The sequence below is a fragment of the Streptomyces sp. NPDC052064 genome (assembly GCF_055585925.1).
This window is the reverse complement of record NZ_JBVJJE010000008.1, coordinates 444026-470553: the sequence shown is the minus strand read 5'-3', so window position 1 is coordinate 470553 and position 26528 is coordinate 444026. Positions and strand designations below refer to the sequence as shown.

Sequence of the window (26528 nt, the reverse complement as noted above, 5' to 3'; positions counted from 1 at the left end):
GGAGAGCGGTATGCCGTTCCTGGACGCAGCCTCCCTGCTGGACTCCGGCCCACTGCAGTTTCCTCGCCGCATCGAACGCCTCCTGTGGCACCTGGGCTTCTCCGATGTGTCGAACATCGACGGTTCCGGTGACGAGGGTGGCGACATTCTCGCCTTCCACAAGGGCGAGACTTGGGTGGTCCAGTGCAAGTGGAAGCGACGCGGAGCCGTAGGGGCCGATGCGGTGGATGAGGTCGCTCGCGCTCGGGATCACTACCGAGCCCACAAGGCGATCGTCGTCACCAACACTCGTTTCAGCCCTGACGCTCGGCAGCGTGTGGCGAATCTGGGACGCCTAGGCCCTGAAATCCTCTTGTGGGGCGGAACAGACCTAACAACCAGTTTTGACCGGGTACCGCCCCGCTTTGGACGGGTGACGCCTCGGCCGTACCAGGCCGAGGCGTTGCAGGCGCTGACCGCCGATCTCGATGCCTCTGGTCGTGCGCTGCTGGTGCTGGCCACGGGCCTGGGTAAAACGGTCGTCGGAGGCGAAGTGATCGCGGCGCACCTGCGTCGCGCTCCCCAGGACCAGGTTTTGGTCGTCGCTCACGCCAAAGACCTCGTCCAGCAACTAGAGCGGGCGCTCTGGCGGCACCTACCCAAAGACGTTCCAACGCGGCTCCTCACGAGCGACACACGCCCTGATGACCTCTCCGGCCTCACCTGCGCGACGGTCGGCTCGGCGTTGTCCGTCGCACGATTCGGATACCGCCCAGGACTCGTCATGATTGACGAAGCCCACCACGTGGGCGAAGAAGGCCAGTACGACGTTCTGTTGGAACTCCTCAGCTCGGCACGCCACCTGGGCGTCACCGCGACCCCATGGCGCGGTGACAAGCACGACATCACCCATCAGCTCGGCGCTGCCAGCTTCAGCCTGGGTATCGAGGAGGGAATGCGGCGTGGCTACCTCGCTCAGGTCGACTACCGCCTGTTCGTCGACGACATCGACTGGGACGTCGTCCGCGAGGCCAGCGACCACTCATACGGACTGGCCGAACTCAACGCGAAGCTCTTTCTGCCGCAGCGAGACGAAGCCATCCGCGACGAGCTGGCCACCGCATGGGCCGCCACGCGCAACCCCCGGGCCATCGTTTTCTGCCGCACTATCGAACACGCTGAGCGGCTAGCTGACGTGTTGCGGCGTACCCCCCTTTGGTCAGGTGCCCTCTCCATCCACGCAGGACTCGCCAAGAGGGAACGGCAGAACCGCCTGCTCGCTTTCCGTGCTGGCGACGTGCCCATCCTGACAGCGGTCGACATCCTCAACGAGGGCGTCGATGTGCCGGACGTCAATATCCTCTGCTTCGCACGAGTCACGCACTCCCGTCGAATCTTCGTTCAGCAGCTTGGGCGTGGGCTCCGCCTGCGCGAGGGAAAGGAGCGAGTCACGGTGTTGGACTTCGTCAGTGACCTCCGCCGCATCGCTGCCGCACTCAAGCTGAAGAGGGCGCTTGACGGTGATGGTGAGATCGAGACCCTGGCGAAGATCACCTCGTCGAATATCGACTTCAGCGACCAGAAGGTGGCCACGCTCATGGATGAGTGGATCAAGGACGCGGCCAGTCTTGAGACCGCGTACGACGAGCACCGACTCCAGTTCCCCGCCACCCGCGCCCCCTAGGAGTAATCACCGTGGCCTTGCAGCACTTGCCTGCACCCATTCGCGAACGCCTCCTCATTGAGATCTACCAACAGGCCAATGACCTGGATTGGGAGTTCTTGAGCAACACCGAGAAGACGAACCAGTACCGGAGATGGATCGAGGATCCCAAGGTCGGTGGAATCCTGCTCTCCTACGGGCCGGAGAAGGACGCCAGGGTCTGGATCAAGGACGTCCCCATGAAGGAGTATGCCCGAGCACAGGAGGGGATCGGAAACTATGTCCGCTATGCGGTAAATCGGTTCCAGGGGCCGGAGGAAGTCGTTCGTGCGGCATGTGGCAGTGGCTGGGTGATGAAGCCCAATTCGGTTGGAGAGAAGCCGAATCACTGCTACGCCATCGCTGGACACGCCACTCGGTACATTTGCTGGGGCCGCGCCGGAACCTTTCGTGACCTTGTCTGGGCCGCGCTGAACGAGGCCATCGAGTCAGCGGAGCGGCCCGCGATCGTCATCACTACCCGCAACGGTGAGACCATTTCTACGGCCGAGCGCACGCGCCAGGAACGGCTCGCTCTGCGTTGTGGCGCGGACCTTCGGTACCTCCACCGCGAGATGATCCCGAACCCTGACTACCTTGGAGCGGTGGGCGGTGGCCATGGTCAATCGCAACCTACCCTCGTCGACTAGCCTTCAGGCGGCTCTCTGCTAACGAGTGGGTGCGTGATAACGGGTGAGGCGTGTCTGCCCGCTTGAGGCCTGCTGGTCAGGCTTGGGTGGTGCGGTCGGAGACGAGGCCGGCGATGGCCCGGTAGGTGTTGGGCAGGCGGTCGCGGCGGTGGGCCCAGCGGGTCAGTTGCTTCCAGCGTTTGTGATCTGCCAGGTCGTGTTCGACGGTGATGCGGTCGGAGGAGTGCCCGTGACGGTCACGTTCCCACTGCTCGGTTCTCTCCGACAGTGCTCCAGGCCGCGGTTTTCTTGGCGGGGTGATGGCTTGGCCTGGGTGGTCGCGTCTCAGGCCGAGGTAGCCGTCGTCCAGCGAGATTTCGACGTCGGGGAAGTGCTGGAAGCAGGCGGCGATGCAGGCCGCTCACCGGGACATGTCCTGTTCGGCGAGTGAGTGAAACCGCGCGAGGAGACCCTGTGTCGCCCACTGGGAGGGCACCGATGGTCAGCCTCCTTCGAGGGCGCGTTCACCCATTGCGATCATGCGAGTGCCCTCCGTCCGATGTGGGCCCGTCTGCGCCTCAGCCGACGACAGTCAGCCACGATGGCGGGTACGCCGACCGATCAGGCGCGCGTGTGCCTCGCTGCGCCCCCGCCCGCCTCAGCCACGTTAGTGGGGCTTGTCGTCGACCACCGGAAGCCGCGATGGCCGGCACGCATCTGACGACGGTGCGGGAGCCATCAGTATGGAAGTGGTGACCGCTCCTACAGCGAACTGCGCGAGGCCCTGCCCATGCGGTCGGACAAGGTGCTGTCCGACCGGTTGGTGCAGCTTGGCGAGGCCGGAGTCGTCGAGCGCGACCGTCGACCGGGCTGGCCGCCGCGAGTGCGCTATGCGCTCACCCCGAGTGGACACCGCCTCGGCCCTGTCCTACAGGCTCTGTGGGACTGGGGGGCGGAGGTCTCAACATGAGGCAGCGGGGCTGAGGGTGGCTGTGCGACGAGCCCTGTTCGCTAATTGGTCGGACTGAGCCGTCTCACCTGCGGCGATGCTCCAAGATCCCGTCCACGCCTCGTCCACGGACCCCGACATACAGCCGCTCCGAGCCGCACACGCCTGCACATACGCGAAGACCCCGTCTCAGCGAAAGCGCTGATGGCGGGGTCTTTGGGCACCTAATCCAAGGTGCCCCCGGCAGGATTCGAACCTGCGCACACGGCTCCGGAGGCCGTTGCTCTATCCCCTGAGCTACGGGGGCGTGTCGGTCGCGTTGCTCGCGGCGACGGGTAGAACACTACCAGCTCCCTCGCGGTGGTCATGAACGGGTTTCCGCTGTCGGGGGCGGGGTTACGGGTCGCCCGGTCGGGGTGGAAGTGGGGAAAACCCGGACGCGGTGGCCGGGGTCGACCTACTCTCGAGTTGTGCCAGGCGCTTCGGGCCGGGTGCTTGTTGTGGACGACAACAAGGTCATCCGGCAGTTGATCAGGGTCAACCTCGAGCTGGAGGGGCTGGAGGTCGTGACCGCGGCCGATGGTGCCGAGTGTCTTGATGTCGTTCATCAGGTGCGGCCCGATGTCGTGACCCTCGATGTCGTCATGCCCCGGCTGGACGGAATCCGGACCGCCGCTCGCCTGCGAGCCGATCCGCGTACCCGTGACGTGCCCCTCGCCATCATCAGTGCCTGTACCCAGTACGAGGTCGAGGCCGGGCTGGAAGTGGGCGTCGACGCCTTCCTCGCCAAGCCGTTCGAGCCCGCTGAACTCGTCGGGATGGTCCGGGAGTTGATCGAGCGGGAGCGGAGCGGGGGGAGGCCGGGGGGCGGTGGTGGTGCCAGTGGGGGTGGTGCGCCCGCGTACGGGTCCGTCCTCGGTGCGGGGGAGGCCGAGCGGGCCGGGAGCGCCGGCGGTTGATTCATCGGCTGCGCATGGATTGCCGGTCCATAGCCGCGCACGGCTCCGCCGCCCCGCGTCCACATCCCGGACCCTCCTCGAAACCGGCTCGCATATCCACCCCCTTCCTCCCATACGCTTGTCCCCGTGACCCCCGTCGAGCTCTCCCGCACCGTGCTGCACGCCGTGCGTCGCGCTGTCGACGAGGGTGAGCTCAGCGTGACCGTGCCGGAGCGGGCCGTGGTCACTCCGCCGGGCCCAGGGGGCTGTGGCGACTACGCCACCAACATCGCCCTCCAGCTGGCCCGCGCGGCAGGGCAGCCGCCGCGGCGCGTGGCCGAGATCCTGAGGTCGCGGCTCGCCGGTGAGGCCTCCATCGGTGACGTCGTCGTCACCGGGCCCGGATTCCTCAACTTCAGCCTGGAACGAAACGCCTCCGCACTCCTCGTCGAGGCGATCCTGCGGCGTGGGCGGCGGTACGGCCACGCCGAGGGGTTCAGCGGGACCATCGTGCAGCTCCGGTGCCCGGCGGAGGTCCGTGCCGTCGTCGTCACGGATGCCCTGGCCCGCGTGCTGCGCAGCCAGGGTGACGTCGTCCGCATCGAGCGCGAGGGTCGGCCCGCGCCGGAGTGGGAGACCGTCCTCGGAGTGGAAAGCAGCTCTTCCGGCAGCCGCCCCGGGAGTCATCCCCGCAGTCGCTCCGGCGGTCACCCCCGAAGCCACTCCGCAGGCCCCCGCACCCTCCCCGATCTCGACGTCACCGTCCACCCCGTCCCCGCCCCCGCCGACCCGCTGCCCCTCGGCCGCGACGCCGCCCGCTGGGCCCTGCTGTACACGGCCGCCCACGACCGGCCCCGGATCCCCGGCGATCATCTGGTCCAGCGGGAAGCCAACCCTCTCTTCCGCGTCCGGTACACCCACGCCCGCACCCGGGCACTCCTGCGCAACGCCGCCGACCTGGGCTTCCACCCCGAGCCAGGGCCCGTGAGCGACGCGGAAGCACTGCTCGCCGCACTCGGCGACCACCCCCGCATCCTCACCGCCACCGCCACCCACCGCAGCCCCGACCGCCTGGCCCGGCACCTCGTCGCCGTCGCCGACGCCGCGCTGCCGCTGCTCCCAGCCGTGCTGCCCCTCGGCGACGAGAAACCCTCGGCCGCCCACCGTGCCCGGCTCGCTCTCGCCGAAGCCGCCGGGGCGGTGCTGGCCGGTGGCCTGTCCCTGCTCGGCATCGACGCACCCGACCATCTCTGAGAGACGTATACCGATCATGAGCCGTTCCGCACACCCTGCCGGCCCCCGTCACGCCGACGTCCTCCCCGAGGGCCACTACTCGGCACCGCCCGCCGACCTCAACGCCCTGGACCCGAAGATCTGGGCGCAGACCGTGACGCGTGACGAGCACGGTGTCGCCACCGTCGGGGGGATCTCCGTCACGCGGCTCGCCGAGGAGTTCGGCACCCCGGCCTACATCCTCGACGAGGCCGACTTCCGGGCACGCGCGCGTGCGTGGCGCACCGCCTTCGGGGCCGACGCCGACGTCTACTACGCCGGCAAGGCGTTCCTCTCCCGCGCCGTCGTGCGCTGGCTGCACGAGGAAGGGCTGAACGTCGACGTCTGCTCCGGTGGCGAGCTGGCCACCGCCCTCTCCGCCGGCATGCCCGCCGACCGCATCGCCTACCACGGCAACAACAAGTCCGTCGACGAGATCACCAGGGCCGTCGAGGCCGGCGTGGGGCACATCGTGCTCGACTCCTTCCAGGAGATCGCCCGCGTCGCCCACATCGCGCAGAGCCTCGGGAAGCGGCAGAAGGTCCTCATCCGGATCACCGTCGGCGTCGAGGCCCACACCCACGAGTTCATCGCCACGGCCCACGAGGACCAGAAGTTCGGCATCCCGCTGGCCGGCGGGCACGCCGCCGAGGCGGTACGCCGCGCCCTTCAGCTCGACGGGCTCGAACTCGTCGGTATCCACAGCCACATCGGCTCGCAGATCTTCGACATGTCCGGGTTCGAGGTCGCCGCCCACCGGGTCGTCTCGCTGCTCAAGGACGTCCGCGACGAGCACGGCGTCGAGCTGCCGGAGATCGACCTCGGCGGTGGGCTCGGGATCGCGTACACCAGCGACGACGATCCCCGCGAGCCGCACGAGATCGCCAAGGCGCTCAACGAGATCGTCAGCCGTGAGTGTGAGGCCGCCAAGCTGCACACGCCGCGCATCTCCGTCGAGCCGGGGCGCGCCATCGTCGGCCCGACCGCCTTCACGCTCTACGAGGTCGGCACCATCAAGCCGCTCGACGGCCTGCGGACGTACGTCTCCGTCGACGGCGGCATGTCGGACAACATCCGTACCGCGCTGTACGACGCCGAGTACAGCGTCGCGCTGGTCTCCCGCACCTCCGACGCCGAGCCGATGCTCGCCCGGGTCGTCGGCAAGCACTGCGAGAGCGGGGACATCGTGGTCAAGGACGCCTTCCTGCCGGCCGACGTGGCACCGGGCGACCTCATCGCCGTACCGGCCACGGGTGCCTACTGCCGGTCCATGGCCAGCAACTACAACCACGTGCTGCGGCCGCCCGTCGTCAGCGTGCAGGGCGGTGAGGCCCGGGTGATCGTCCGCCGTGAGACGGAGGAGGACCTGCTGCGTCTCGACGTCGGCTGAGCGAGAAGCCCAAGGCTGCGGGGGCGGAAGATCTCCTGTCTGCCGCCCCCATGAAAATGAAATAGACGTCTCACGATCCGGACCGGGGGCAGAAACTCCCGTCCGGTGAGTGAGACTGGTTCCACCGTAGACGGTAATGAGGAAACGAGGTCGGATGATGCGTACGCGTCCGCTGAAGGTGGCGCTGCTGGGCTGTGGAGTGGTCGGCTCAGAGGTGGCGCGCATCATGACGACGCACGCCGACGACCTCACGGCCCGGATCGGGGCCCCGGTGGAGCTGGCGGGGGTGGCCGTGCGGCGGCCCGACAGGGTCAGGGAGGGCATCGACCCGGCCCTCGTCACCACCGACGCCACCGCCCTCGTCAAACGCGGCGACATTGATGTCGTCGTGGAGGTGATCGGCGGGATCGAGCCCGCGCGGACCCTCATCACCACCGCCTTCGAGCACGGTGCCTCCGTCGTCTCCGCCAACAAGGCGCTGCTCGCCCAGGACGGGGCGGCCCTGCACGCCGCCGCCGAGGAGCACGACAAGGACCTCTACTACGAGGCCGCCGTCGCCGGTGCCATTCCGCTGATCCGGCCGCTGCGCGAGTCCCTCGCCGGCGACAAGATCAACCGCGTGATGGGCATCGTCAACGGCACGACCAACTTCATCCTCGACAAGATGGACTCGACCGGTGCCGGCTACCAGGAGGCCCTCGACGAGGCCACCGCTCTGGGATACGCCGAAGCCGACCCGACCGCCGACGTCGAGGGCTTCGACGCCGCCGCCAAGGCCGCCATCCTCGCCGGTATCTCCTTCCACACGCGCGTGCGCCTCGACGACGTCTACCGTGAGGGCATGACCGAGGTCACCGCCGCCGACTTCGCCTCCGCCAAGGAGATGGGCTGCACCATCAAGCTGCTCGCCATCTGCGAGCGGGCCGAGGACGGGGCGTCCGTCACCGCGCGCGTGCATCCCGCGATGATCCCGCTGAGCCACCCACTGGCCTCCGTGCGCGGCGCCTACAACGCCGTGTTCGTCGAGTCCGACGCCGCCGGGCAGCTCATGTTCTACGGCCCCGGCGCGGGCGGTTCCCCGACGGCCTCGGCCGTGCTCGGCGACCTCGTCGCCGTCTGCCGCAACCGGCTCAGCGGCGCGACCGGACCGGGCGAGTCCGCCTACGCCGCCCTCACCGTGTCCCCGATGGGCGACGTCGTCACGCGCTACCACATCAGCCTCGACGTGGCCGACAAACCGGGTGTTCTCGCCCAGGTCGCGACCGTCTTCGCCGAGCACGGAGTCTCGATCGATACGGTTCGCCAGTCGGGGAAGGACGGCGAGGCCTCCCTCGTCGTCGTCACGCACCGCGCGTCCGACGCCGCCCTCACCGGGACCGTCGAGGCGTTGCGCAAGCTCGACACCGTGCGTGGTGTCGCCAGCATCATGCGGGTTGAAGGAGAGTAACCAGCAATGACCCACCAGTGGCGCGGAATCATCGAGGAGTACCGGGACCGTCTGCCGGTATCCGACACCACGCCGGTCGTGACGCTCCGCGAGGGCGGCACGCCGCTCGTGCCCGCGCAGGTGCTCTCCGAGCGCACGGGCTGCGAGGTCCACCTCAAGGTGGAGGGTGCGAATCCGACCGGGTCCTTCAAGGACCGCGGTATGACCATGGCCATCACGCGGGCCAAGGAGGAGGGCGCGAAGGCCGTCATCTGCGCCTCCACCGGCAACACGTCGGCCTCCGCCGCCGCGTACGCCGTGCGGGCCGGGATGGTCTGTGCCGTGCTCGTGCCGCAGGGCAAGATCGCGCTCGGCAAGATGGGCCAGGCCCTCGTGCACGGCGCGAAGATCCTCCAGGTCGACGGCAACTTCGACGACTGCCTCACGCTCGCGCGCGGCCTGAGCGACAACTACCCGGTCGCTCTGGTCAATTCGGTCAATCCGGTGCGCATCGAGGGGCAGAAGACCGCCGCGTTCGAGATCGTGGACATGCTCGGCGACGCGCCCGACATCCACGTCCTGCCGGTGGGCAACGCGGGCAACATCACGGCCTATTGGAAGGGCTACAAGGAGTACGCCGCCGACGGCGTCGCCTCCCGGACCCCGCGGATGTGGGGCTTCCAGGCCTCGGGCAGCGCCCCGATCGTGCGCGGCGAGATCGTCAAGGACCCGTCGACCATCGCCACCGCCATCCGCATCGGTAATCCGGCCTCCTGGCAGTACGCGCTCAGCGCGCGGGACGAGTCGGGCGGCTTCATCGACGAGGTGACGGACCGTGAGATCCTGCGCGCCTACCGGCTGTTGGCCTCGCAGGAGGGCGTCTTCGTCGAGCCCGCGTCCGCCGCGTCCGTCGCCGGTCTGCTGAAGGCCGCCGAGCAGGGCAAGGTCGACCCGGGGCAGCGGATCGTGTGCACCGTGACGGGCAACGGACTGAAGGACCCCGACTGGGCCGTCGCCGGTGCCCCGCAGCCGGTCACCGTACCCGTCGACTCGGCGGCCGCGGCAGAGCGCCTCGGACTGGCCTGACGTGCGCCGACGCGCCGAGCGCCGGTGTAACGCTCGACACGGTCCGGCGTAAGACGGCGCTTGCCCGGGGAGGTTCCCGACGGGGGGTGCACAGGGGGCTTACGACACGCATCGTGCGCCTCCTGTGCGCCCTATGTCGCCACAGAACCTTCCTTCGATAGGCTGTACTGAACCCGCCCGCCGCATATGCCGCGGAGCCGCGCCGTCTCCGCGGCCCCCAGGGTTCTCGTACACCATCGAATGTCCATCCCACGTCATTCGACAATCACGCAGCTCAAGGAGAGTCATCGAGCGATGGCCGGTCCAGCGTTCCGCGCCGCCGCCGTCCGGGTGCGCGTCCCCGCCACCAGCGCCAACCTCGGCCCGGGCTTCGACGCCCTCGGCCTCGCGCTGGGGTTGTACGACGACGTGGTCGTCCGGGTGGCCGACTCCGGGCTGCACATCGACATCGCGGGTGAGGGCAGCGAGACGCTCCCGCGCGACGAGCGGCACCTTCTCGTACGTTCCCTGCGCACCGCCTTCGATCTGCTGGGCGGACAGCCGCGCGGCCTGGAAATCGTCTGCGCCAACCGCATTCCGCACGGCCGGGGCCTGGGTTCCTCGTCGGCCGCCATCTGCGCCGGCATCGTCGCCGCCCGCGCCGTGACCATAGGCGCCGAGGCCAAGCTCGACGACACCGCGCTGCTGGAGCTCGCCACCGAGATCGAGGGCCACCCCGACAACGTCGCCGCGTGTCTGCTGGGCGGCTTCACGCTGTCCTGGATGGAGGGGGGCGCGGCCCGGGCGATCAGAATGGAACCCGCCGATTCCATCGTTCCGGTGGTTTTCGTGCCCGGAAAGCCGGTACTCACCGAAACCGCGCGCGGCCTGCTCCCGCGCTCCGTGCCGCACGTCGATGCGGCAACCAACGCGGGCCGGGCCGCCCTGCTCGTCGAGGCCATGACGCGGCGCCCCGAGCTGCTGCTGCCCGCCACCGAGGACCGTCTGCACCAGGAGTACCGCGCCCCGGCCATGCCCGAGAGCGCGGCGCTGGTGGAGCGGCTGCGGGCCGAGGGCGTCCCCGCGGTCATCTCCGGCGCCGGCCCCACGGTCATGGCCCTGGCCGACCCGGGCACCGCCGACAAGGTGGAGGCTCTGGCGGGCGCGGACTGGGCCGCCAACCGGCTGAGCCTCGATCCGCAGGGCGCGATCGTGCTGCCGCTCGCGACCTCCAGTGACATTTAAAAGCGCACGGTTGCCGGATTTCGAGAGGGGGAATGTTTGTTGGATCCGGTAGTGTTAACCTCAAGTCTGCACCCGACCCCACCATGGCGAGGTGCCTCGTGTCCCCGTCCGGGACAGACATTCTTCCGGGAGCCCCCCAAGCCGCACTGTGTTCCGTACGTCGGACCGTTCGCCGTACACGGACACTGAGCGGGGCGCAGGGCACGCTCCGGAACCGGTGCGACCACGCCGCGTGACACTGACACTGGGTGCCACGGCGTACGGAAGCGCCATCACCAGATTCCTCCGCCGCTGAGGCGGACCACCGCCCCGGCACGGTTCACACCAAACGGACCGAAGCCGGACAGCACAACCGGTCGCCGAGCCAGACAGGCCGACGTCCGCTCCAGGGAAGGACCCTTCGTGAGCGACACCACCGATCTGATGGGCGCACGTGTCGAGGAGACCGCTGCCGCGCCCGCCACGGACGCCTCCGCGCCTGCCACCGGTGCCGGCTCCCGGCGGCGCCGCGGTACCGGCCTCGAGGGCATGGTGCTGGCCGAGCTGCAACAGGTCGCATCCGGCCTCGGTATCAGGGGCACCGCGCGTATGCGCAAGAGCCAGCTGATCGAGGTCATCAAGGAGGCGCAGGCGTCCGGCGGCGCCGCTCCGGCCGCGAAGGCCGAGGCCCCCGCCGAGACCAAGCCGAAGCGCCGCGCCACCTCCCGGACCCGTACGGGGGACAACGCCGAGAAGGCGGAGAAGAAGGCGGACGCGAAGCAGGCCCCCGAGGCCCCCGCCGAGAAGGCCGACAAGGCCCAGAAGGCCGTCGCCCAGCAGCAGATCGACATTCCCGGCCAGCCGGCTGGGGGCCCCTCCCGCGCGAGCGCAGCCGAGCGTGGGGGAGACGACGCGCCCTCCGAGCGCCGCCGTCGCCGGGCCACCGCCGACGCCGGTTCGCCGGCCGCCGCCGCTCCCGAGACGGTCGCCGCCGAGGCGAAGAACGAGTCCAAGGGCGAGTCGCAGCCGCAGCAGCAGTCCCAGAACGACGCCAAGTCCGACGGGGGCGAGGGCGGCGAGGGCCGTCGTCGCGACCGCCGTGACCGCGGCCGGGACAGGGACCGCGACGGCGGGCGCGACCGCGACCGCCGAGGCAACAAGGGCGACGACCAGCAGGGCGGCCAGCGCGGCCAGCAGAACCAGCAGCAGGGCGGCGGTCGTCAGGACCGTGACCGGCAGCAGGACGACGACGACTTCGAGGGCGGCCGACGTGGGCGCCGTGGGCGTTACCGCGACCGCCGTGGCCGCCGTGGCCGCGACGACGTGGCCGCCGAGCCGCAGATCGCCGAGGACGACGTCCTGATCCCCGTCGCGGGCATCCTGGACATCCTCGACAACTACGCCTTCATCCGCACGTCCGGCTACCTGCCCGGCCCGAACGACGTGTACGTCTCCCTCGCCCAGGTCCGCAAGAACGGCCTGCGCAAGGGTGACCACATCACCGGTGCGGTCCGCCAGCCGAAGGAAGGCGAGCGCCGCGAGAAGTTCAACGCGCTGGTGCGCCTGGACTCCGTCAACGGCATGGCGCCCGAACACGGCCGTGGCCGCCCGGAGTTCAACAAGCTCACGCCGCTGTACCCGCAGGACCGCCTCCGTCTGGAGACGGACCCGGGCGTGCTGACCACCCGCATCATCGACCTGGTCTCGCCCATCGGTAAGGGGCAGCGCGGTCTGATCGTGGCCCCGCCGAAGACCGGCAAGACCATGATCATGCAGGCGATCGCCAACGCGATCACGCACAACAACCCCGAGTGCCACCTGATGGTCGTCCTCGTCGACGAGCGTCCGGAAGAGGTCACCGACATGCAGCGGTCGGTCAAGGGCGAGGTCATCTCCTCGACCTTCGACCGCCCGGCCGAGGACCACACGACGGTCGCCGAGCTCGCCATCGAGCGTGCGAAGCGTCTGGTCGAGCTCGGTCACGACGTGGTCGTCCTGCTGGACTCCATCACGCGTCTGGGCCGTGCGTACAACCTCGCCGCCCCGGCCTCCGGCCGCATCCTGTCCGGTGGTGTCGACTCGACGGCGCTGTACCCGCCGAAGCGCTTCTTCGGTGCGGCGCGGAACATCGAGGACGGCGGTTCGCTGACCATCCTCGCCACCGCGCTGGTGGACACCGGGTCCCGCATGGACGAGGTGATCTTCGAGGAGTTCAAGGGCACCGGCAACGCGGAGCTCAAGCTCGACCGGAAGCTCGCCGACAAGCGCATCTTCCCGGCGGTGGACGTCGACGCGTCCGGCACCCGTAAGGAAGAGATCCTGCTCGCCAACGACGAGCTCGCCATCGTCTGGAAGCTGCGTCGGGTGCTGCACGCCCTCGACCAGCAGCAGGCCGTCGAGCTGCTCCTCGACAAGATGAAGCAGACGAAGTCGAACGCCGAGTTCCTGATGCAGATCCAGAAGACGACGCCGACGCCCGGCAACGGCGACTGAGGTAAGCACTGCGTAAGAGGGCCGCCCCCGTTCACGGGGGCGGCCCTTTGTGGTGTTCGTGTGCGGGTAGGATCACGCTCTCTTCGAACAAGTGATCCCGAGGGGGGACATTCGTGGGTAGAACCATGCCTGGGGGCGGTCGGCACAGACGCCGGATACGCATCGCCCTTCCCGTCGCCGCGGCCGGTGTCGCAGCCGCCGTGGCCGCCGCGCTGCTGACGACGTCCGCCGGCGCGGCCACCGCACTGCCGCAGCCGCCGGTCAAGCCCGCCACCAGCTCGCCGTCGCTCGCCGAGCTGGAGAAGCGCGTCGCGGGCGCCATGGCCGGTGACGACGTCGCCGGGCAGACGACCAAGTCGTCGCTCAGCGCGAGCACGAACACCAGCGGCTCCGCCATCGACCCGAAGATCATCGGCGGCAGCGAGACGACCATCACCTCGGCCCCGTGGATGGCGCAACTGCACTACTACGACGACCGGGGCACCTCGACCACCAGCGACGACCTCGGCTTCTTCTGCGGCGGCGCCGTCGTCGCGCCGACGAAGATCCTCACCGCCGCGCACTGCGTCAAGGGCTACGACTGGCACGCCAACGGCGCGATCGTCACCGGCACCTCCCAGCTGCCCTCGGCCGACGGCACGGACCTGCACGGCGGCACCGTCACCGGCGTCTGGCGGCAGTGGAACCACCCGTCGTACAACGCGACGACCATCGACAACGACATCGCGGTGCTCACCCTGCCCGTCCCGGTGAAGGCCACGCCGATCCGCATGACGACGTCCGGTGACACCACGTCGTACAAAGCCGGCACCAGCGCCAAGGTCTACGGCTGGGGCCGCACCAGCTCCACCAGCGACGACATCTCCGAGACGCTGAAGACGGCCACGCTGCCCGTCCAGTCCGACACCACCTGCGCCGGCGCGTACGGCAGCGACTTCGTCAAGGGTCACATGGTCTGCGCGGGCCAGCCCGCCACCGGCAGCGACACCGGCACCACCACCGCCTGCAACGGCGACTCCGGCGGCCCCCTGGTCGTGAACAACCGGATCGTCGGTGTCGTCTCCTGGGGTGTGACGGACTGCGTCGCCAAGGGCGCCTACAGCGTCTTCAGCAAGGTCAGCACCTACGTCGGCGCCGCCTACCCACGCCTCGACGACACCAACATCAGCGGCGACCACAAGGCCGACCTGTGGGTGCGCAACGCCTCCACCAAGACCGGCTACTCCAAGGACTCCAAGGGCACGTCGTTCGCCGCCCGCGAGTCCTGGGGCAACTGGAACGGCTTCAACACCGTCCTCCAGACGGACTTCGACCGGGACGGCTACCAGGACCTGGTCTACCGGCGCAGCAGCGACGGCGACGTCTTCTGGACCCACTACGTGATCTCCACCGGCACCTGGTCCACCAAGCAGATCGCCGACAACTGGAAGACCCGCACCCGCATCATCACCCCCGGTGACGTCACCGGCGACTACCTGCCCGACCTGCTCTCGGTCGACTCGGCGGGCGTGATGTGGATCTACCCGGGCAAGGGCAACGGCACCTTCTCGCCCCGCGTCAAGGTGAGCTCCGGCTGGAACCAGTACAACTCCGTGCGCGGCCACGGCGACTTCACCGGGGACGGCAAGACCGACCTGATCGCCCGAAGCTCGTCGGGCAGCTACATGTACCTCTACAAGGGCACCGGCAAGGCCGGCTCGGGCGCCTTCTCGGCCCGGGTCAAGGTGCGCACCTGGAGCGGCTACAACGCCTTCGACGCCACCGGCGACATCACCGGCGACGGCAAGGCCGACTTCCTGGCCCGCACCCCCGGCGGGACGCTCTACCTGTACCCGGGCACCGGCAAGGCGACCAGCGAGATCTTCGCCACAAGGATCTCCGTCGGTACCGATTTCAAGCAGTACGACATCTTCGGCTGAAACCGCAGGTGAGCGAGGTACTCCTCGCTGACACGCATACACACTGTGCCCACCGCCCCACGCGGTGGGCACAGTCCGTTGTGCAACCCTTTCCCGAGTTTCTCCGTCTGACCAGGCGGAGCGACGATGGTGCCAGGAGGAACTCCCCGACCGCCCACGCCTGGCACTGACCGCAGGGGGTAACCGACCGTAGACGAGCTGAGGAGCACATGTCCGCCGAGAGCACACCGGGTCCGGGCATACCGGACGATACCGGGACCGCCGGGCCGCGCCACCGCGCCAAGGGCCGACGCCGCAAGCCCCGTAAGCGTCACAGAGGCCTGATGGTGACGGCCTGGACCGCCGCGGGCATCGTCGTCCTGGGCGGCACGGGGGCGGGGTACGTGTACTTCAAGCTCAACGGCAACCTGAAGAGCGTCGACATCGACCAGGCCCTCGGCACGGACCGGCCGAAGAAGGCCGACAACGGCTCGGAGAACATCCTCGTCCTCGGCTCCGACACCCGCGCCGGCGGCAACAAGAAGCTCGGCGGCGGCACCGACGACGGCAGCGCCCGCTCCGACACGGCGATGATCGTGCACGTCTACAAGGGCCACAAGAAGGCCAGCGTGGTCTCCATCCCGCGTGACACCCTCATCGACCGGCCCGAGTGCACGGACACCAAGGGCAACGAGCACCCCGCCGCGAAGAGCGTGATGTTCAACTCCGCGTACTCCACCGGCGGGGCCGCCTGTGCCGTGAAGACCGTCGAGTCGGTCACCGACCTGCGCATGGACCACTACCTGGAGGTCGACTTCGCCGGCTTCCAGACGCTCATCGACGACCTCGGCGGTGTCGAGGTCACCACGACCAAGAGCATCGACGACCCCGACAGCCACCTGAAGCTGAAGGCCGGCACCCACCGACTCGACGGCGAGCAGGCCCTCGGACTGGTCCGCACCCGACACGGCGTCGGCGACGGCTCCGACCTGGGCCGCATCCAGCTCCAGCAGGCCTTCATCAAGGCCCTGGTCAACCAGGTCAAGGACGTCGGCGTCTTCACGAACCCCAAGAAGCTGCTCGACCTCGCGGAGACCGCGACCAAGACGGTGACGACCGACTCCGACCTCGGCTCGGTCAACAAGCTCGCGTCCTTCGCGGGCGGCCTCCAGGGCATCACCCCGTCCAACATGCACATGGTCACGATGCCGGTCGCCTACGACCCGGCCGACCCCAACCGCGTCCTCCTCCAGAAGAAGAAGGCCGACCAGATCTGGAAGGCCCTGGAGAACGACAAGCCGATCCCGAAGAGCGCGACGAAGGGCACGGCGACGGGTGAGGCCAAGGGTGTCGTGAGCGGCCAGTAAGGGGCGCGGGGAACAAACGACGGCAGCCCCCGGTTTTGGGGGATGGCCCCAGTCCTGGCAGACTGGTACGTCGGCTCCGGTTCACGCTCCCGCACCCCGCGGCAGCGACCCGGCGCCCTCCCGAAACCTAGGAGACACCTTGAAGCGCGACATCCACCCCGCGTACGTCGAGACGCAGGTCAGCTGCACCTGCGGCGCGTCGTTCACCACCCGCAGCACCATCGAGTCCGGCACCATCCGCGCCGATGTCTGCTCCGAGTGCCACCCGTTCTACACGGGCAAGCAGAAGATCCTCGACACCGGTGGCCGCGTGGCCCGCTTCGAGGCCCGCTTCGGCAAGGCCGCCGGCTCCAAGAAGTAGCGAGCCCCATTTCGCCGGTCCGCGGACGCGCCCCCTCACCGGGCGCTCCGGGACCGGCGTTTTTGGTCGCCCGCCCCTTCACCCCCGCCAGTACACAGGAGCCCAAGATGTTCGAGGCCGTCGAGGAACTCGTCGCCGAGCACGCCGACCTGGAGAAGAAGCTCGCCGACCCGTCGGTCCACTCCGACCAGGCCAACGCGCGCAAGCTGAACAAGCGTTACGCCGAGCTCACCCCGATCGTCGCCACGTACCGCTCCTGGACGCAGACGGGCGACGACATCGAGACCGCGCGCGAGTTCGCCGCCGACGACCCCGACTTCGTGGCCGAGGTCAAGGAGCTGGAACAGCAGCGCGAGGAGCTGACCGAGAAGCTGCGCCTCCTCCTCGTCCCGCGCGACCCCAGTGACGACAAGGACGTCATCCTCGAGATCAAGGCGGGCGCCGGCGGTGACGAGTCGGCCCTGTTCGCCGGCGACCTGCTGCGCATGTACCTGCGGTACGCCGAGCGCGTCGGCTGGAAGACCGAGATCATCGACGCCACCGAGTCCGAGCTGGGCGGCTACAAGGACGTCCAGGTGGCCGTGAAGACCAAGGGCGGCCAGGGCGCGACGGAGCCCGGACAGGGTGTGTGGGCCCGCCTGAAGTACGAGGGCGGCGTGCACCGCGTGCAGCGTGTGCCGGCCACCGAGTCCCAGGGCCGCATCCACACCTCCGCCGCCGGTGTCCTCGTCACCCCCGAGGCCGAGGAGGTCGACGTCGAGATCAATCCGAACGACCTCCGCATCGACGTCTACCGCTCCTCCGGGCCGGGCGGACAGTCCGTCAACACCACCGACTCCGCCGTGCGCATCACGCACATCCCGACCGGAGTCGTCGCCTCCTGCCAGAACGAGAAGAGCCAGTTGCAGAACAAGGAGCAGGCACTGCGTATCCTGCGCTCGAGGCTGCTTGCCGCGGCGCAGGAGGAGGCGGAGAGGGAGGCCGCCGACGCCCGCCGCAGCCAGGTCCGTACCGTCGACCGCTCCGAGAAGATCCGCACGTACAACTTCCCGGAGAACCGCATCTCGGACCACCGCGTCGGCTTCAAGGCGTACAACCTGGACCAGGTCCTGGACGGCGACCTCGACGCGGTGATCCAGGCCTGCGTCGACGCGGACTCGGCGGCGAAGCTCGCGGCCGCGTAGGACACACAGGAGTACCGAGTACCGGAGGACTTGCGTGCAGCAGTCATTTGGGGGGCGACCCCCAAGCCCCCGCAGCGTGCTGCTCGCGGAGGTGGCCCAGGCCACCCAGCGGCTCGCCGACGCCGGCGTGCCCTCGCCGCGCACCGACGCGGAGGAACTCGCCGCGTTCGTGCACGGCGTCAAGCGCGGCGAGCTGCACTCCGTCAAGGACTCCGACTTCGACGCCCGCTACTGGGAGGCCATCGCCCGCCGCGAGGCCCGCGAGCCGCTCCAGCACATCACCGGGCGCTCCTACTTCCGGTACCTGGAACTCCAGGTCGGTCCCGGGGTGTTCGTGCCGCGACCCGAGACGGAGTCCGTGGTCGGCTGGGCCATAGACGCCGTACGGGCCATGGACGTCGTCGAGCCGTGCATCGTCGACCTGTGCACCGGCTCCGGCGCCATCGCGCTCGCCCTCGCCCAGGAGGTGCCGCGCTCGCGCGTGTACGCCGTGGAGCTGTCCGAGGACGCCCTCAGGTGGACCCGCAAGAACGTGGAGGGGTCCAGGGTCGAACTGCGCCAGGGAGACGCCCTGACGGCCTTCCCGGACCTCGACGGACAGGTCGACCTGGTCATCTCCAACCCGCCGTACATCCCGCTCACCGAGTGGGAGTACGTCGCACCCGAGGCGCGGGACTACGACCCCGACCTGGCCCTGTTCTCCGGCGAGGACGGCCTCGACCTCATCCGAGGCCTGGAACGCACCGCGCACCGGCTGCTGCGCCCCGGCGGTGTCGTGGTCGTGGAGCACGCCGACACCCAGGGCGGCCAGGTGCCGTGGATCTTCGCCGAGGACCGGGGCTGGACCGACGCCGCCGACCACCCGGACCTGAACAACCGCCCGCGTTTCGCCACGGCCCGCAAGGCGCTGCCGTGAGCGCACCCCGGTCTTCGCAGACTTCATCCCAGCAGCACGTGTACGAGGAGGCCAGCTAAAGATGGCACGGCGATACGACACCAACGACGCGACCGACCGTGTGACCGGTCTGCGTGAGGCAGCGTCCGCCGTCCGCCGTGGCGAGCTCGTGGTGCTGCCGACGGACACGGTGTACGGCATCGGCGCCGACGCGTTCTCCTCGGAGGCGGTCGCCGACCTGCTGGAGGCCAAGGGCCGGGGCCGCAACATGCCCACCCCGGTTCTCATCGGCTCCCCGAACACGCTGCACGGGCTCGTCACGGACTTCTCGGAGCTGGCCTGGGAGCTGGTCGACGCCTTCTGGCCGGGCGCGCTGACGCTCGTCGCCAAGCACCAGCCGTCCCTCCAGTGGGACCTGGGCGACACCCGTGGCACGGTCGCCGTGCGCATGCCGCTGCACCCGGTCGCCATCGAGCTGCTGACGGAGGTGGGCCCGATGGCCGTCTCCTCCGCCAACCTGACCGGCCACCCGGCGCCGGAGGACTGCGACGCCGCGCAGGAGATGCTCGGCGACTCCGTCTCCGTCTACCTCGACGGCGGCCCCACGCCCGGCAACGTCCCGTCGTCGATCGTCGACGTGACCCGTGAGGTGCCGCTGCTGCTGCGCGCCGGCGCGCTCTCCGCGGAAGAGCTGCGAAAGGTCGTACCCGACCTCGAGGTGGCGAATTGACGGCCCCTGGAGCGGGGCGTGGCATAGGCAACGGGGAAAGCGCGGCGGAGATCACGACGACCTTCGTGGGACTTCCGCGCGACAGCTTCCGCATCCTCCACGTCAGCACCGGCAACGTATGCCGCTCGCCCATCACCGAGCGGCTGACCCGCCACTTCGTGCGGGAGCGGCTCGGGATCCTGGGCGGCGGGCTGATCGTGGAGAGCGCGGGCACCTGGGGTCACGAGGGCGCGCCCATGGAGACCCACGCGGAGACCGTCCTCGCCGACTTCGGCGCGGACGCCTCCGGCTTCACCGGGCGCGAACTCCTCGACGAGCACGTGATCCGCGCCGACCTGGTGCTGACCGCCACCCGGGACCACCGGGCGCAGGTCATCTCCATGGGGCACTCGGCGGGCCTGCGGACCTTCACGCTCAAGGAGTTCACCCGCCTGGTGAAGGCCATCGACCCGGCGACCCTGCCGCCCCTGGAGGAGGGCGTGGTCATCCGCGCGCGTGCCCTGGTGCGTGCCGCGGCGGCTCTACGCGGGTGGCTGCTGGCACCGAACGCCGAGGCCGACGAGGTGTACGACCCGTACGGGGCGCCCCTGACGTTCTTCCGGTCCATCGGGGACGAGATACACCAGGCACTCGATCCGGTCGTCACGGCCCTCACGGGCGTCCCCGCAAAGACGTAACGGCCGAGCGCACCGGGGGCCCCGGGCCTACATTGGACGTACGTCACCGTCGACGCCGCCCGGAGCCCACCATGACGGTCACCCCTGCCATCGAGGCCGACCTCCTGCGCCGCCAGGACCCCGAACTCGCCGACATCCTGCTCGGCGAGCGGGAGCGGCAGGCGACCACGCTCCAGCTGATCGCCGCCGAGAACTTCAGCTCACCGGCCGTCCTGGCCGCCCTCGGCTCGCCGCTCGCCAACAAGTACGCCGAGGGCTACCCCGGAGCGCGGCACCACGGCGGCTGCGAGATCGCCGACGTCGCCGAACGCGTCGCCGTGGACCGGGCCAGGGCGCTGTTCGGCGCCGAGCACGCCAACGTCCAGTCCCACTCCGGTTCTTCGGCCGTCCTGGCCGCCTACGCCGCCCTGCTGCGGCCCGGCGACACCGTCCTCGCCCTCGGCCTGCCGTACGGCGGCCATCTCACGCACGGCTCACCGGCCAACTTCTCCGGCCGCTGGTTCGACTTCGTCGGATACGGCGTGGAGGCCGAGTCCGGGCTGATCGACCACGACCAGGTGCGCACCCTGGCGCGCACGCGCCGGCCCAAGGCGATCGTGTGCGGCTCGATCGCCTACCCCCGGCACATCGACTACGCCTTCTTCCGCGAGGTCGCCGACGAGGTGGGCGCGTACCTCGTCGCGGACGCCGCGCATCCCATCGGGCTCGTCGCCGGGGGAGCGGCGCCGAACCCGGTGCCGTACGCGGACATCGTCTGTGCGACGACTCACAAGGTGCTGCGGGGCCCGCGCGGCGGCATGATCCTGTGCCGCGCGGAGCTGGCCGAGCGGGTCGACCGGGCCGTGTTCCCTTTCACACAGGGCGGCGCGCAGATGCACACCATCGCCGCCAAGGCGGTCGCGTTCGGGGAGGCGGCAACACCGGCGTTCGCCGTGTACGCCCATCAGGTGGTCGCCAATGCGAGGGTTCTCGCGGCGCGGCTTGCGGCCGAGGGCCTGATCGTCACCACGGGCGGTACGGACACCCACCTGATCACCGCCGACCCGGCACCGCTCGGCGTCGACGGCCGCACGGCCCGGGGCCGTCTCGCCGCGGCCGGCCTGGTCATGGACTGCTGCGCGCTGCCGCACGGCGACGCCCGGGGACTCAGGCTGGGCACGGCCGCCGTCACCACGCAGGGCATGGGCGAGGCGGAGATGGCGCGGATCGCCAAGCTGCTCGCGGGGGTGCTCAGGGGCGTGACCGAGCCCGCGAGGGCCCGTGAAGATGTGCGGGAGCTGGCCGGTGGATTTCCGCCGTATCCCCGCTGAGTCGGGGTAAGCGCACCAGGGTGCACAGCTACTCGTGCAACCATCGTCGCTACCCGGAAGTCCCCACACATATGCGCGCATGGCTAGGGTGTGGGGCTGAGATGGCCAGCGAGACCTGTGGGGAAGCCTGTGCGTGAATACCTGCTGACGCTCTGCATCACGGCCGCGGTGACGTATCTGCTGACAGGGCCGGTACGGAAGTTCGCGATCGTGGCCGGAGCGATGCCGGAGATCCGGGCACGTGACGTGCACCGGGAACCCACTCCGCGACTCGGCGGGATCGCGATGTTCTTCGGCCTGTGCGCGGGCCTGCTGGTCGCCGACCACCTGACCAACCTCAGCCAGGTCTTCGAGACGTCGAACGAACCCCGGGCGCTGCTGTCCGGGGCGGCGGTGATCTGGCTGATCGGTGTGCTGGACGACAAGTTCGAGATCGACGCCCTGATCAAGCTGGGCGGCCAGATGATCGCCGCGGGCGTGATGGTCGTGCAGGGTCTGACGATCCTGTGGCTGCCGATCCCGGGCGTCGGTTCGGTCGCGCTGACCCAGTGGCAGAGCACCCTGCTGACGGTCGCGCTGGTCGTCATCACCATCAACGCGGTGAACTTCGTCGACGGCCTGGACGGTCTCGCGGCCGGCATGGTCTGCATCGCGGCCACCGCGTTCTTCCTGTACGCCTACCGGATCTGGTACTCGTACGGCATCGAGGCCGCCGCCCCCGCCACTCTCTTCTCGGCGATCCTGATGGGCATGTGCCTGGGCTTCCTGCCGCACAACATGCACCCGGCGCGGATCTTCATGGGCGACTCGGGCTCGATGCTGATCGGCCTGGTCCTGGCCGCCGGCGCGATCTCCGTCACGGGGCAGGTCGACCCGGACGCGCTCAACCTGTACGTCGGGTCGGAGAAGGAGGCCGTGCACCAGACGGTCCCCGTCTACATCCCGCTGCTGCTGCCGCTGACGATCATCGCGGTCCCGGCCGCCGACCTGATCCTGGCGATCGTGCGCCGCACCTGGCGCGGCCAGTCGCCGTTCGCCGCCGACCGCGGCCACCTGCACCACCGTCTGCTGGAGATCGGCCACTCGCACAGCCGGGCGGTGCTGATCATGTACTTCTGGTCGGCGCTGATCGCGTTCGGGGCGCTCGCCTACTCGGTCAACTCGGCGTCCATGTGGATCGTGCTCGGCATCGTGTTCCTCAGTGCCTTCGGCCTGGCCCTGCTCCTGCTGCCGCGCTTCACGCCGCGCGCCCCGCGCTGGATGGAGCGGTTCGTGCCGCCGCGCTACCGGCGCCGCGGGGTCCCGGCCGTGGCGCCCGAGGCCTCGACGCCGGCGCCCGCCGCGGAGCAGCCGGCTTCACTCGCGCAAGGGAACCGCGCCCCGGTCGTGTCCGGCGTCTCAGGAGTCAACGGGGCGACCGCCATCGGAGCCCGCTCGGGTCCGGCGGACCGGCGTAAGGCCGGGACAAGGTAAGAATCTGACTAGAGCATTGCCAAGTCGTGGGGTTGCGATGGGGGAGCGAAGTGCCCCAATACCAGACAAGTCGGCGCTGTTCTCGCACAGACGCGCAGCTTCACTCTCATGTGTGACAGCTCGCACACCTCCAGGTAAAGACTGCATCAAATAGTTTGTGATACGGTTCACGAGAACCCCCGGATAGAGCCGAAGGACCGCAGTGCGACGGTCCGTTGGCGTGAGGTCTCCACTCAGCCCGGGACTACGCTCGTCCATGACGACACCCCTGCCCCCTGCGAAAGCGGAGTTGCCGCCATGCCGTCCAATGACGCCCGGATTCTGGCCCAGGCCGCCGTGCCCACGGCTGCCGTCGGTGCTGTTGCCGCCGTCATCAGTGGTGTGGTTGCCGGCGGCAAGGGAGCGATCGGGGCGGTCGTCGCGACGCTCGTGGTGATCCTGTTCATGGGAGTCGGTCTCTACGTCCTGCAGCGCACTGCCAAATCGCTTCCGCACCTTTTCCAGGCGATGGGCCTGATGCTCTACATGGCTCAGATGCTGTTGCTGGTCGCCTTCCTGGCGGCGTTCAGGGACACGACCCTGTTCAGCCCGAAAGCCTTCGGGTTGACGCTGCTCGCAGGCACCCTGGCATGGATCGGTGCGCAGACGCGTGCCCACATGAAGGCCAAGATCCTTTACGTCGAACCCGATTCGGCGACGGGCGCGAAGCCCGAAAAATCGGGGCACTCGTCGTGAGCGGTAGGCCCGGGATAAAGAGGCATGAGATCTCCTGCTATCGTCCGGTGCCGACTGCGGCATCGCGGGCGCGGGCATCTGAGATGAGGCCTGCTCTGTCGCGAGGCGAGATGCCCCACAGTCGCCCCCACATCCGTAACACCAGTCCCGTGCCGAACCGCGGCCCTGCGCCGCGCCGACACCACGAGGTTGCCGTATCTATGCGCCACGCTGAAGGAGCCCGCGGTGAGTGCTGACCCGACGCAGGTGCTCGCCTTCGAGACCGACTGCCACATCTTCGAAGGGTGTGGTTTCCCGGCTCCCGGCCTGCATTCCTTTACTTTCAAGCCTCTCTTCACCGTCGGCGGTTTCGAGTTCACGAAGCCGATGTTGCTCGCCCTGATCGGCACGATCGCGATCGTGATGTTCTTCTGGGCCGCCTTCGCCAAGCCCAAGCTGGTGCCGGGAAAGCTGCAGATGATCGGCGAGGCGGGGTACGACTTCGTGCGGCGCGGCATCGTCTACGAGACGCTGGGCAAGCGTGACGGCGAGAAGTACGTCCCGCTCATGGTCTCGCTCTTCTTCTTCATCTGGATCATGAACCTGTGGTCCATCGTCCCGGTGGCACAGTTCCCGGTGACGTCGCTCATCGCCTTCCCCGCCGGCCTGGCCGCCATCGTCTACATCCTCTGGATGTACCTGACGTTCAAGAAGCACGGCTTCGTCGGTGGACTGAAGAACATCTCCGGGTACGACAAGTCGCTGGGTGCCGTTCTGCCCGTGATCGTCATCATCGACTTCTTCTCGAACGTGCTCATCCGGCCGTTCACTCACGCGGTGCGGCTCTTCGCCAACATGTTCGCCGGTCACCTGCTGTTGCTGACCTTCACCATCGGCACCTGGTACCTGCTGAACGGTATCGGCATCGTCTACGCCGGCGCCTCGTTCGTGATGACCATTCTGCTCACCGCGTTCGAGCTGTTCATCCAGGCTGTCCAGGCGTACGTGTTCGTGCTCCTCGCCTGCAGCTACATCCAGGGCGCTCTCGCCGAGCACCACTGAGCCACTCGCCCCTGCCCTAACCAACTGTCCGGTGGCCAACCCCCACCGGTATGTGCAAAGAGAAGGAAGAATCAGCATGGCTGCCACTGAGACCCTCGCGGCTGTTACCGGCAACCTCGGTTCGATCGGCTACGGCCTCGCTGCGATCGGCCCCGGTATCGGCGTCGGCATCATCTTCGGTAACGGCACCCAGGCCCTGGCCCGCCAGCCCGAGGCCGCCGGTCTGATCCGCGCCAACCAGATCATGGGCTTCGCCTTCTGCGAGGCTCTGGCGCTGATCGGTATCGTCATGGGCTTCCTCTTCCGTAGCTGAATCGCGTTCGTAACACCCCTGAGACGGAAGGCATTGATGTGTACGCCCTGGCACAGCTTGCGGCAGAGGAACAAAATCCTCTGATCCCAGTGATCCCTGAGCTCGTCATCGGCCTGATCGCCTTCGTCATCGTCTTCGGCTTCCTCGCCAAGAAGCTCATCCCGAACATCAACAAGGTTCTGGAAGAGCGCCGCGAGGCCATCGAGGGCGGTATCGAGAAGGCCGAGGCCACCCAGATCGAGGCTCAGAGCGTCCTTGAGCAGTACAAGGCACAGCTCGCCGAGGCCCGGCACGAGGCCGCGCGTCTGCGCCAGGAGGCGCAGGAGCAGGGTGCCGCGCTCATCGCCGAGATGCGGGCCGAGGGCCAGCGGCAGCGCGAGGAGATCGTCGCCGCCGGTCACGCCCAGATCGAGGCCGACCGCAAGGCCGCGTCGTCCGCGCTGCGCCAGGACGTCGGCAAGCTCGCCACCGACCTGGCCGGCAAGCTCGTCGGTGAGTCCCTCGAGGACCACGCCCGCCAGAGCCGCGTGATCGACCGGTTCCTCGACGACCTCGAGGAGAAGGCCGAGGCCGGCCGATGAACGGAGCGAGCCGCGAGGCCCTGGCAGCCGCACGAGAGCGTCTCGACGCGCTGACGGACTCCACGTCCGTGGACGCCGGCTCGCTCGCCGACGAGCTGGCCGCCGTCACCGCGCTGCTCGACCGCGAGGTGTCGCTGCGTCGGGTTCTCACCGACCCGGCGCAGGCCGGCGAGGCCAAGGCCGAACTGGCCCAGCGTCTGCTCGGCACCCAGGTCAGCGGTCCGGCCGCCGACCTGGTCGCCGGAATGGTGCGCTCCCGCTGGTCGCAGTCGCGCGACCTCGTGGACGCGCTGGAGACGCTGGCCAACACCGCCGACCTCACCGCCGCGCAGAAGGTGGGCAAGCTCGACGACGTCGAGGACGAGCTGTTCCGGTTCGGGCGGATCGTCTCCGGCAGCACCGAGCTGCGCGCCGCGCTGACCGACCGCAAGGCCACCACCTCGGCCAAGAGCGAGCTGCTTCGCGGCCTGCTCGGCGGCCGGGCACAGGCGGCCACCGAGCGTCTGGTGACGCGCCTTGTGACCGCGCCGCGGGGACGTAGCCTGGAGGCGGGACTGGAGTCCCTGTCCAAGCTCGCCGCCGAGCGCCGGGACCGCATGGTCGCCGTCGTCACCTCGGCGGTACCGCTGAGCGACGTGCAGAAGCAGCGCCTGGGCGCCGCCCTCGCGAAGCTCTACGGCCGCAAGATGCACCTCAACCTGGACGTGGACCCCGAGGTCCTCGGCGGGATCCGGGTGCAGGTCGGCGACGAGGTCATCAACGGCGCTCTGGTGGACCGCATCGAGGACGCCAGCCGCCGGCTCGCCGGCTGAGCAGCAACTCAATAGGCACAACGTACTTACGACGGCCCTGGTTGGGCCGTGCAGAAGAATCCTGGGGGTCGCCCCCAGACCCCC

The 26528-nt window shown here is 69.1% G+C and carries 23 protein-coding genes, 1 tRNA gene and 2 pseudogenes; 24 read left to right on the top strand and 2 right to left on the bottom strand.

Going from position 1 to position 26528, the window contains the following annotated elements; translation table 11 throughout:
* Positions 1-10 precede the first annotated feature (10 nt).
* Positions 11-1663 carry a DEAD/DEAH box helicase family protein gene (locus ACZ6TU_RS24085; RefSeq protein ID WP_467681335.1) on the top strand — a complete coding sequence of 551 codons (1653 nt, stop codon included), beginning with the start codon at positions 11-13 and terminating at the stop codon, positions 1661-1663.
* 11 nt (positions 1664-1674) lie between these two features.
* Positions 1675-2331 (top strand): hypothetical protein, encoded by a 657-nt coding sequence (locus ACZ6TU_RS24080; protein ID WP_467681333.1) that lies wholly within the window; start codon positions 1675-1677, stop codon positions 2329-2331.
* A gap of 76 nt (positions 2332-2407) precedes the next feature.
* Here ACZ6TU_RS24080 and ACZ6TU_RS24075 read toward each other — a convergent pair.
* Positions 2408-2722 (bottom strand): annotated as a pseudogene (locus ACZ6TU_RS24075) (transposase family protein); the annotation flags it as partial.
* 345 nt (positions 2723-3067) lie between these two features.
* Here ACZ6TU_RS24075 and ACZ6TU_RS24070 point away from each other — a divergent pair.
* Positions 3068-3280 (top strand): annotated as a pseudogene (locus ACZ6TU_RS24070) (winged helix-turn-helix transcriptional regulator); the annotation flags it as partial.
* 214 nt (positions 3281-3494) lie between these two features.
* On the opposite strand, the gene ACZ6TU_RS24065 reads toward ACZ6TU_RS24070, so the two are convergent.
* A tRNA-Arg gene (locus ACZ6TU_RS24065) sits at positions 3495-3566 on the bottom strand.
* Between the two features lie 184 nt (positions 3567-3750).
* Here ACZ6TU_RS24065 and ACZ6TU_RS24060 point away from each other — a divergent pair.
* The 21 genes from ACZ6TU_RS24060 (at position 3751) to ACZ6TU_RS23960 (ending at position 26444) form a co-directional block, all read left to right on the top strand.
* Complete coding sequence (locus tag ACZ6TU_RS24060; protein ID WP_469550914.1) at positions 3751-4218, top strand: response regulator; 468 nt, start codon at positions 3751-3753, stop codon at positions 4216-4218.
* A 126-nt stretch (positions 4219-4344) separates the two neighbouring features.
* On the top strand, positions 4345-5451 hold the full coding sequence (gene nrtL / locus ACZ6TU_RS24055; protein ID WP_469550881.1) for an ArgS-related anticodon-binding protein NrtL: 1107 nt from the start codon (positions 4345-4347) through the stop codon (positions 5449-5451).
* A gap of 16 nt (positions 5452-5467) precedes the next feature.
* Entirely contained in the window at positions 5468-6859 is a 1392-nt protein-coding gene (lysA, locus tag ACZ6TU_RS24050; protein WP_469550878.1) for a diaminopimelate decarboxylase, read from the top strand.
* 154 nt (positions 6860-7013) lie between these two features.
* Positions 7014-8306, top strand: coding sequence for a homoserine dehydrogenase (locus ACZ6TU_RS24045; protein WP_467681327.1), 1293 nt, complete (start codon positions 7014-7016; stop codon positions 8304-8306).
* Positions 8307-8312: 6 nt separating this feature from the next.
* On the top strand, positions 8313-9371 hold the full coding sequence (gene thrC, locus ACZ6TU_RS24040) for a threonine synthase (RefSeq protein ID WP_467681325.1): 1059 nt from the start codon (positions 8313-8315) through the stop codon (positions 9369-9371).
* Between the two features lie 294 nt (positions 9372-9665).
* A complete protein-coding gene (gene thrB / locus ACZ6TU_RS24035; protein ID WP_467681323.1) occupies positions 9666-10595 on the top strand; it encodes a homoserine kinase in 930 nt (309 codons plus the stop codon).
* A gap of 402 nt (positions 10596-10997) precedes the next feature.
* On the top strand, positions 10998-13067 hold the full coding sequence (gene rho / locus ACZ6TU_RS24030) for a transcription termination factor Rho (protein WP_467681321.1): 2070 nt from the start codon (positions 10998-11000) through the stop codon (positions 13065-13067).
* Between the two features lie 125 nt (positions 13068-13192).
* Complete coding sequence (locus ACZ6TU_RS24025) at positions 13193-14986, top strand: trypsin-like serine protease (RefSeq protein WP_467681319.1); 1794 nt, start codon at positions 13193-13195, stop codon at positions 14984-14986.
* 209 nt (positions 14987-15195) lie between these two features.
* Positions 15196-16332, top strand: coding sequence for an LCP family protein (locus ACZ6TU_RS24020; protein WP_467681317.1), 1137 nt, complete (start codon positions 15196-15198; stop codon positions 16330-16332).
* A gap of 139 nt (positions 16333-16471) precedes the next feature.
* Positions 16472-16693 carry a 50S ribosomal protein L31 gene (gene rpmE / locus ACZ6TU_RS24015; protein WP_333933958.1) on the top strand — a complete coding sequence of 74 codons (222 nt, stop codon included), beginning with the start codon at positions 16472-16474 and terminating at the stop codon, positions 16691-16693.
* Positions 16694-16800: 107 nt separating this feature from the next.
* Positions 16801-17877 carry a peptide chain release factor 1 gene (prfA, locus tag ACZ6TU_RS24010; RefSeq protein WP_467681315.1) on the top strand — a complete coding sequence of 359 codons (1077 nt, stop codon included), beginning with the start codon at positions 16801-16803 and terminating at the stop codon, positions 17875-17877.
* Between the two features lie 76 nt (positions 17878-17953).
* Positions 17954-18793: a peptide chain release factor N(5)-glutamine methyltransferase gene (gene prmC, locus ACZ6TU_RS24005; RefSeq protein ID WP_467681313.1), complete on the top strand. Its 840-nt coding sequence runs from the start codon at positions 17954-17956 to the stop codon at positions 18791-18793.
* A gap of 61 nt (positions 18794-18854) precedes the next feature.
* The gene (locus ACZ6TU_RS24000; protein ID WP_020272587.1) at positions 18855-19502 is read left to right on the top strand and encodes an L-threonylcarbamoyladenylate synthase; all 648 of its coding nucleotides are present in this window, start codon (positions 18855-18857) and stop codon (positions 19500-19502) included.
* Positions 19499-20179 (top strand): arsenate reductase/protein-tyrosine-phosphatase family protein, encoded by a 681-nt coding sequence (locus ACZ6TU_RS23995; protein WP_467681311.1) that lies wholly within the window; start codon positions 19499-19501, stop codon positions 20177-20179. The genes ACZ6TU_RS24000 and ACZ6TU_RS23995 overlap by 4 nt, the downstream gene beginning before the upstream one ends.
* A 71-nt stretch (positions 20180-20250) precedes the next feature.
* On the top strand, positions 20251-21489 hold the full coding sequence (locus ACZ6TU_RS23990; RefSeq protein WP_469550867.1) for a serine hydroxymethyltransferase: 1239 nt from the start codon (positions 20251-20253) through the stop codon (positions 21487-21489).
* A gap of 129 nt (positions 21490-21618) precedes the next feature.
* Entirely contained in the window at positions 21619-22962 is a 1344-nt protein-coding gene (locus ACZ6TU_RS23985; protein ID WP_467681307.1) for an MraY family glycosyltransferase, read from the top strand.
* A gap of 297 nt (positions 22963-23259) precedes the next feature.
* Positions 23260-23697, top strand: coding sequence for a hypothetical protein (locus ACZ6TU_RS23980; RefSeq protein WP_467681305.1), 438 nt, complete (start codon positions 23260-23262; stop codon positions 23695-23697).
* Positions 23698-23922: 225 nt separating this feature from the next.
* On the top strand, positions 23923-24738 hold the full coding sequence (gene atpB / locus ACZ6TU_RS23975) for a F0F1 ATP synthase subunit A (protein WP_467681303.1): 816 nt from the start codon (positions 23923-23925) through the stop codon (positions 24736-24738).
* A gap of 76 nt (positions 24739-24814) precedes the next feature.
* Positions 24815-25051, top strand: a complete 237-nt coding sequence (atpE, locus tag ACZ6TU_RS23970) for an ATP synthase F0 subunit C (RefSeq protein ID WP_467681301.1) — start codon at positions 24815-24817, stop codon at positions 25049-25051.
* Positions 25052-25089: 38 nt separating this feature from the next.
* Positions 25090-25632 (top strand): F0F1 ATP synthase subunit B, encoded by a 543-nt coding sequence (locus ACZ6TU_RS23965; protein WP_467681299.1) that lies wholly within the window; start codon positions 25090-25092, stop codon positions 25630-25632.
* Positions 25629-26444 (top strand): F0F1 ATP synthase subunit delta, encoded by an 816-nt coding sequence (locus ACZ6TU_RS23960; RefSeq protein WP_467681297.1) that lies wholly within the window; start codon positions 25629-25631, stop codon positions 26442-26444. Before ACZ6TU_RS23965 ends, ACZ6TU_RS23960 begins: the two co-directional genes overlap by 4 nt.
* Positions 26445-26528: the final 84 nt, after the last annotated feature.